Source organism: Tabrizicola sp., assembly GCF_036781545.1.
Classification (GTDB): domain Bacteria; phylum Pseudomonadota; class Alphaproteobacteria; order Rhodobacterales; family Rhodobacteraceae; genus Tabrizicola.
This window is the reverse complement of record NZ_DAIQAT010000176.1, coordinates 1-7,033: the sequence shown is the minus strand read 5'-3', so window position 1 is coordinate 7,033 and position 7,033 is coordinate 1. Positions and strand designations below refer to the sequence as shown.

At 69.7% G+C, this 7,033-nt stretch carries 7 protein-coding genes and 1 tRNA gene; 5 read left to right on the top strand and 3 right to left on the bottom strand.

The window, feature by feature from the left end; all coding sequences use genetic code 11:
• Positions 1-318, top strand: a 318-nt coding sequence (locus tag V7Q39_RS18120) for an MlrC C-terminal domain-containing protein (RefSeq protein WP_333818008.1), incomplete at its 5' end; no start/stop codon positions are given.
• 235 nt (positions 319-553) lie between these two features.
• On the opposite strand, the gene V7Q39_RS18115 is transcribed toward V7Q39_RS18120, so the two are convergent.
• Positions 554-643, bottom strand: a tRNA-Ser gene (locus tag V7Q39_RS18115).
• Between the two features lie 338 nt (positions 644-981).
• On the opposite strand from V7Q39_RS18115, the gene V7Q39_RS20645 reads away from it, so the two are divergent.
• From V7Q39_RS20645 to tmk, 3 genes are read left to right on the top strand one after another with little or no spacing between them, the layout of a single operon-like run.
• Positions 982-2,130 carry an SPOR domain-containing protein gene (locus V7Q39_RS20645; protein WP_443082543.1) on the top strand — a complete coding sequence of 383 codons (1,149 nt, stop codon included), beginning with the start codon at positions 982-984 and terminating at the stop codon, positions 2,128-2,130.
• A gap of 15 nt (positions 2,131-2,145) precedes the next feature.
• Positions 2,146-3,309: a D-alanyl-D-alanine carboxypeptidase family protein gene (locus V7Q39_RS18100; protein ID WP_333818007.1), complete on the top strand. Its 1,164-nt coding sequence runs from the start codon at positions 2,146-2,148 to the stop codon at positions 3,307-3,309.
• The gene (gene tmk, locus V7Q39_RS18095) at positions 3,310-3,924 is read left to right on the top strand and encodes a dTMP kinase (RefSeq protein ID WP_333818006.1); all 615 of its coding nucleotides are present in this window, start codon (positions 3,310-3,312) and stop codon (positions 3,922-3,924) included. It begins immediately after the preceding gene.
• A gap of 22 nt (positions 3,925-3,946) precedes the next feature.
• Here the strand turns inward: tmk and V7Q39_RS18090 are convergent, their stop codons facing one another.
• Both V7Q39_RS18090 and V7Q39_RS18085 read right to left on the bottom strand, forming a co-directional pair.
• Positions 3,947-4,660 (bottom strand): type 1 glutamine amidotransferase, encoded by a 714-nt coding sequence (locus tag V7Q39_RS18090; RefSeq protein ID WP_333818005.1) that lies wholly within the window; start codon positions 4,658-4,660, stop codon positions 3,947-3,949.
• Between the two features lie 83 nt (positions 4,661-4,743).
• Positions 4,744-5,163: a VOC family protein gene (locus tag V7Q39_RS18085; RefSeq protein WP_333818004.1), complete on the bottom strand. Its 420-nt coding sequence runs from the start codon at positions 5,161-5,163 to the stop codon at positions 4,744-4,746.
• Positions 5,164-5,886: 723 nt separating this feature from the next.
• Here V7Q39_RS18085 and V7Q39_RS18080 point away from each other — a divergent pair.
• Complete coding sequence (locus tag V7Q39_RS18080; protein WP_333818003.1) at positions 5,887-7,017, top strand: DNA polymerase III subunit delta'; 1,131 nt, start codon at positions 5,887-5,889, stop codon at positions 7,015-7,017.
• Positions 7,018-7,033: the final 16 nt, after the last annotated feature.

Here is a 7,033-nt window from a genome sequence, read left to right as displayed (position 1 = left end):
GGCAGCGGGGTGCAGGTCGTCGTCGGGTCGCAGCGGGCACAGGCGGGGACGCAGGAAATCCTCCGCCACCTCGGCCTTGATCCTGCGGCGCCGCGGATCATCGGGCTGAAAAGCTCGGTCCACTTCCTGGCCGATTTCGGCGCGCTGACTGCGGACATCATCTATGCCGCCTTCCCGGGGCTGAACACTGCCGATCCGGCGGCCTTTGCCTATCGCGATCTGCGCTCTGGCATCCGGCGGCGGCCGGAGACAAGCGAAACATCGGACGTCACCGCTACCACTTCCGGCACCGTCGCGGCAGGCCCTCGACCAGAGTGATCCCGCGGTCGATGGTCTGCACGAGCGGGCTTTGTCAGAGGAAAGCCCCGCTGACGCCTTCCATTGCCCAACTTCCCCACTCGGCGTCCGACTGTCGGACCCGTTCCACGTCCCTTTCGCAAAGCATGACGAATGCGCTTCATCTTGAATGCTCCTCGGGCTTGTCGAGCGCGCTACTTCTCGCGCACCGTGTGCTGCGGGTTGCGGCACCAGAAGCCCCGCTATACGGAAAAACTGGCGGAAGCGGTGGGATTCGAACCCACGGTGGGGTTCCCCCCACGCTGGTTTTCAAGACCAGAGCCTTAAACCACTCGGCCACACTTCCCCGGCACTTCGGCAGGGCCGAAGGCGATCCGGCCCGCATACCCGTCGCGGGGCGATTCTGAAAGGCCGTCCGGCACCGGGACAGAGGCGATTTCCGCTGATCGTGAGGGCGTGTCATCGCCTCTGCCCTTCCCACCGCTTGCGCAAGGGGATATGCTCAGCCACAAGCAGGCGGACCTGACGGGGAAGAAGGGCGGATCACGCCCAAGGCGACCAAGCCGGAACCTCAGGCACGATCATTGGTAAAGCGCGGCGTTCCAGACTGCGCGGTTCTGAGGGCGGAAGATGGCAAGAGCGGTTCTCCGGGATATCGTTTTCGGACTCGCAACCACGGGTCTGTTGATCGGCTGTGTCGAGGGGGGCGGCAAGACCGGCGATGCAGGCGGTTCCGGCATGTTCGCCGCGCCCGGCAAGAAGTCCGGCGCCAAGGATGTCGAGGCGCCGAATGTCTTCCAGGCCACCGACAGCGCGCTCTGGGACGGTCGCCCCTCGCTCGGCGGCATCTGGGTCGCCTCCCCCGATGTGGTCAACCCCGAACGGGTGGTGATGTTCAACCCCGCCTCCGGCAAGTCGATCACCGGCGCGCTCTTCAAGCGGGAACGCGACAATCCCGGGCCCAAGCTGCAGCTCTCCTCCGACGCCGCCGAAGCGCTCGGCATCCTTGCCGGCCAGCCGACAGAGATCCGGGTGACGGCGCTGCGCAAGGAAGAAACCGCAGCCCCTGCGGCTGCGGCCGCCGCCGATCCCGCAGCCAAGGACGCGGGCGCCGCCGCCATCGCCTCCGCGGCCTTGGACGCGGTCGATGCGGGCAAGGCCACCGACAAGACCACCGGCAAGGCCGCTGCCGACCCCGCCGCCAAGAAGGGCGGTGACGCGACCGCCGCCGCTGCCGCCGCAGGAACCGCGGCCGTCGTCGCCGGACAGGCCACCGACGGCGCCCCCGCCGCGGTCGACGAGACGCCGAAGAAGAAGACCTGGAAAGAACGCCGGGCCGAGGCGAAGGCGGCCCGCGAGGCCAAGAAGAAGGCCGCCGCCGAAGCCAAGGCCGCCGCTGCCGCCGGAACCGTCGTCGCCGTCGAAGGCGAGGCTCCGACCGCCACCCCGACCGCCGCAGCCGCCGCCATAGCTCCCATCGAATCCGCGCCGCTCGACGCCCGGAAGCCCGAGGCGAGCGCCCCCGCCGAGACCGGGAAGTCCAAGCGCAAGACCGTCGGCGGCGCTGCTGCCGCCGCCCCCGCCGCTGCAGCCGCAGCGCCTGCGGCCCCCGCCGCCACCGGCCCGGCCCGTCCGATCCAGGTCGCCTCCTTCTCGAAGGAGGACAACGCCACCCGCGCCGCCGCGGCCCTGGCCAAGATCGGCATCACCGCCACCCCGCAAAGCTCTGAAAAGGGCGGCAAGGCGGTCTGGGGCGTCGTGGTCATGGGCGACGATGCCATGCTGAAGAAGATCAAGGACGCCGGGTTCGCCGACGCCTACTACCTGAAATAACCTCCGTAGGTCCCCATGCTGAACCGACTGCGTCCTGTCCTGACCCTTCTCGCCTTCGCGCTGGCCGCGCTTCCCGCCCGCGCCTTCGAGACGGCGGCCACCGCCGCCTGGGTCTACGACATGTCGACCGGCACCGTGCTGATGGACAAGAACGCCGACCAGCCGCTGCCCCCGGCCTCGATGTCGAAGCTCATGACCATCAACATGCTCTTCGAGGCGCTGAAGGACGGCCGCGTCACCATGGACACCACCTTCGCCGTCTCGGACCGCGCGGTGCAGATGACCCGCGACGGCGGCTCGACCATGATGCTGCAGCACAACGACCGCCCCACGGTCGAAGAACTGATCCACGGCATGATCATCAACTCGGGCAACGACGCCTGCGTCGTGGTCGCCGAAGGCCTCGCGGGCACCGAAGAGGCCTTCGCCGAGCAGATGACCCTGCGCGGCCCCGCCATCGGGCTCACCTCTTCCACGTTCAGGAATGCCTCGGGCTGGCCCGCCGAGGGGCACCGCATGTCGATGCGCGACCTCGGCATCCTCGGCAAGCGCCTGATCGAGGATTTCCCGGACTACTATCCGATCTTCGCCCAGACCGAATACAGCTACAAGGGCCGTTCCCCCGACAACCGCTTCAACCGCAACCCGCTCCTCGACCTCGGCATCGGCGCCGACGGCCTCAAGACCGGCCACACGTCCGAGGCAGGCTATGGCCTCGTCGGCTCGGCCAAGCAGGGCAACCGCCGGATCATCTTCGCCATCACCGGGCTCCCCTCCGACCGGGCGCGCGCCGAAGAGGCCGAGCGCATCGTCGGCTGGGCCTTCCGGCAGTTCTCGCAGAAGACCGTGGCGAAAAGCGGCACCCGCGTCGCCGAGGCCGAGGTGCATCTGGGCGATGCCGACAGCGTGGGCCTCGTCCCCGCCGACGACATCATGCTTCTCGTCCCCGCCCTGGTGCAGGACAGCGTGACCGCCGAGGTGGTCTACAACGGCCCGCTGATAGCCCCGGTCCTCAAGGGCAGCGCGGTCGCCGAGCTGATCATCCACGCCCCCGACCTGCCCGACCGCCGCGTCCCCCTGGTGGCCGAGGCCGATGTCGGCAAGGCAGGGTTCCTCAAGCGCGTGCTGACCGCGGGCAGGCAGCTTTCCGGCCAGTATCTCGGGTTCCCGGCCAGCTGAATGCCCGGCCTCTTCATCAGCCTCGAAGGCATCGACGGCTCGGGCAAGTCCACGCAGGGCCGGCGCCTGGCCGAAACGCTCCGCGCGAAGGGCCGCACCGTGACCCTCACCCGCGAACCCGGCGGCAGCGCGGGGGCCGAGGAGATCCGCCGTCTCGTCCTCGAAGGCGCCACCGACCGCTGGTCGGCGGAAACCGAACTCCTCCTCTTCACCGCCGCCCGCCGCGACCATCTGGAAAAGACCATCCGCCCGGCGCTGGACCGGGACGAGATCGTCATCACCGACCGCTTCGCCGATAGCACCCGCGTCTTCCAGGGGCTGACCCGCGGCGACCTCGCCGCCACCGTCGACCGCCTGCACGCGCTGATGATCGGGGTCGAGCCCGACCTCACCCTCCTCTTCGACCTCGACCCGGCCACCGGCCTCTCCCGCGCCCAGGCCCGCGCCGGCAAGGAGCTGCGGTTCGAGGATATGGGCCTCGCCTTCCAAGAGAAAGCCCGCGCGGGCTTCCTGTCCCTCGCCGCGCAGCATCCCCGCTTCCGCATCATCGACGCCGATGGCGACGAGGACACCGTCGCCACGCGCGTCTGGCAGGCGATAGAGCCCCGCCTGTAGCCCGGGCTTCAGCCCGGCTCCGCTACCCGATCGCCTGGAACAGGTTCCCGTTGATCCGCCGCGCCATCGCGTTGAACGCGGGCAGATGCCCGGCCAGTTCCGCCTCCAGCCCCCGCGCCCGCTCGGCCCCCAGCGCCGCCTCCATGCTCGCGGCATATTCCGGCACCGCGCTCCACTCGGCCACCGTGGTCGCGGTCATCTCGACATGGAACTGGATCCCCCAGGCCCACCGCCCGACCCGCAGCGCCTGCACCGGGCAGGCCGCGTTTCCGGCCAGCGTGACACCGCCGTCCGGCAGGCGCTGCACTTCGGCGCCATGCCACTGGAAGGCCTGCACCTCCTCCCCGAACCCCGCCAGCAAAGGGTCGCCGCGGCCCTCGGGCGTCAGCCGGGTGGCGGTCACGCCCACCTCCGGCACCGCCATCCGCCCGACCTTGCCCCCCAGGGCCTCGGCCAGCAGCTGATGGCCCAGGCAGATGCCGAAATAGGGCCGCCCAAGCTCCAGGACCCAGCGCCGGATCGCCGCCATTTCGGTCAAAAGCCAGGGATGCGCGTCACCCTCCCAGACATCCATCGGGCCGCCCATGACGGCGAGCAGATCAAAGCCCGCAAGGTCGGGAATCGCCGCGCCTTCGTCCAGCGCGACGATCTCGACACGGTGCCCGCCCTCGCGCCAGAGATCGCGGAAGATGCCGGGATGTTCGACGGCAAGGTGCTGAAAGACAAGGATGTTCATCTGCGCTCCCGCAAAGCCCCGGCCACTTCACGCCTCCCCAGGCCCCAAGTCAAGGCGCCGCGCCGGGAGCCGCCCCATCTTCCTCACTCCGGCAGCATCGCCGGATTCCAGGCCACCTCCCAGAGATGCCCGTCCGGGTCCTGGAAATACCCGGCATAGCCGCCGTAGAACGTGTCCTGCGGGCGCTTCACCACGCTGGCCCCCGCCCGCTCGGCCGCCCCCATCACCGCATCCACCTCGCCGCGCTCGCGCACGTTATGGGCCAGCGCAAAGCCGGTCGGACTGACCGGCGCAGCAGGAAGCCCCGTGTCGAACGCCAGATCCGCCTGCGCCCAGAGCGCCAGCTTCAGCCCGCCGGAAAGCGGAAAGAACGCCACCGCCCCATGCTCGAACTCCTGCCCGATGATGCCCTCGGTCGGCAGTCCCAGCCCGTCGCGGTAGAAGGCGACCGAGCGCTCCAGGTCGGAAACCCCCAATGTGATCAGCGAAATCCGTGGTTCCATGTCCCAATCCCTTTCAAAGGCGCCCGCATCATGCGAGGCACCCTGAGAGTCTCGGGCCGTCCCCGAAGCGACGGAAGGACCCGCCTTGCGGCGGGGGCCGGGTCAACCTCCCCGACCTAACCTGTTTCAGACCCGCGAATGCTAGGCGAACGGGTGGGAAAGCGTCAACCGCTCCCACCTTCCTGAAAAACGCTTTCACTATTTTCACCGCCCACTTGCCGCAATGCCGCGCTGCAGCATGAATGGTGCCTCCCACCCTTACGCAGCCCTTTGCCGCGATGATCGAAACCCGCCCGCCTTTCATCTTTGCCCAAATATCCCCGCCGGAGGCTCCACCGCCCCCAACCGACCCAGGCCTTTCATACTGGTGCAAATATCCCCGCCGGAGGCTCCGACGCTCCCCCGACCCGAGCGAGGCGGAAAGCTGAGCGCCCACCCGAGGAGGAGGCGAAGCCCGACGACGAGACAAGGAGTCTTCGCGCCTCAGCGCTCCATATGACAAGCTTTCGACACGCCGTGCCGTCACCCCTTCGCATCCACCGCCACCAGAGGTACATCCCCTCCGTGGGGAGGGACCGGGGGCGGAAGCCACTCGCCAAACTCCTAACAAATCCTGAACGCCCGCAGCCAACCCATTGATTCCATGGCCCCGGAGAACCTGCCCGCGCGTGGGCACCCCAGAACCCCCTTCCCCTTCCCGCGCTCCCCGTGCAATCTCCCGCCATGGCCGCGACCGACCCGCTTCCCGACCCCGACCGCCTCGAAGGCGCCCCCCATCCGAGGGAGACCCCCGCCCTTTTCGGCCATGCCGGGGCCGAGGCCGAATTCCTGCAGGCCTTCACCTCCGGCCGCCTCCACCACGCCTGGATGCTGACCGGCCCCAAGGGCACCGGCAAGGCCACCCTCGCCTGGCGCCTCGCCCGCTTCCTGCTCGCCACGCCCGAGGACGACGGCGGCATGTTCGCCGCCCCGCCCCCCCAGACGCTCGACATCGACCCTGCGAACCCCGTCGCCCGCCGCCTCCTCCAGCTCGCCGAGCCGCGCCACTTCCTCCTCCGCCGCGGCCCGAACGACAAGGAAACCGCCCTCTCCCAGGTGATCTCGGTCGACGAGGTGCGGAAGATGAAGAGCTTCTTCGCCCTCACCGCCGCCGATGGCGGCCGCCGCACCGCGATCATCGACTCGCTGGACGAGATGAACCCCGCCGCCGCGAACGCGCTCCTCAAGCTCCTCGAGGAACCGCCGCCGAACGTCACCCTGTTCCTGATCGCCCACCAGCCCGCGCGGCTTTTGCCCACCATCCGCTCCCGCTGCCGCGAACTGCGCCTGACCCCGCTCGCCCCGCAGGACCTTGCCGACGCCCTGACCCAAGCGGGCGGCGACATCGCCCCCGAGGACCGCACCGCGCTGGCGGAACTGTCCGGCGGCTCGGTGGGCGAGGCCTTCCGGCTGACCAATCTCGACGGGCTGAAGCTCTACACGGCCCTCACCCGCCTTTTCGCTACCCTGCCCCGGCTCGACCGGCCCCAGGCCCTCGCCCTGGCCGACCTCGCGGGCGCGCGCGGCGCGGCGGAAACCTTCGACCTTCTCGTCACCCTGATCGACCTCTTCCTCGCCCGCCTCGCCCGCTTCGGCGCGACCGGCGCCACCCCGCCCGAGGCCGCGCCAGGCGAAGCCCAGCTCCTGCATCGCCTCGCCCCGCACCCCCAAGCCGCCCGCGCCTGGGCCGAACTTGCCGGGGACCTCTCCGCCCGCGCCCGGCGCGGCAAGGCGGTCAACCTTGACCCCGCCGCGCTTCTGATGGATATGCTCCTGAAGGTCGACGAGACGGCGGGGAGCCTCGCCCTGAGGTAGCCCGCATGACATCCCC

Excerpts from the sequence above, each read along its gene's own strand:
- tmk (WP_333818006.1), top strand. The coding sequence starts at position 3,310 with ATGCCCGGCCTCTTCATCAGCCTCGAAGGCATCGACGGCTCGGGCAAG.
- V7Q39_RS18080 (WP_333818003.1), top strand. The coding sequence starts at position 5,887 with ATGGCCGCGACCGACCCGCTTCCCGACCCCGACCGCCTCGAAGGCGCC.
- V7Q39_RS18085 (WP_333818004.1), bottom strand. The coding sequence starts at position 5,163 with ATGGAACCACGGATTTCGCTGATCACATTGGGGGTTTCCGACCTGGAG.
- V7Q39_RS18100 (WP_333818007.1), top strand. The coding sequence starts at position 2,146 with ATGCTGAACCGACTGCGTCCTGTCCTGACCCTTCTCGCCTTCGCGCTG.
- V7Q39_RS18090 (WP_333818005.1), bottom strand. The coding sequence starts at position 4,660 with ATGAACATCCTTGTCTTTCAGCACCTTGCCGTCGAACATCCCGGCATC.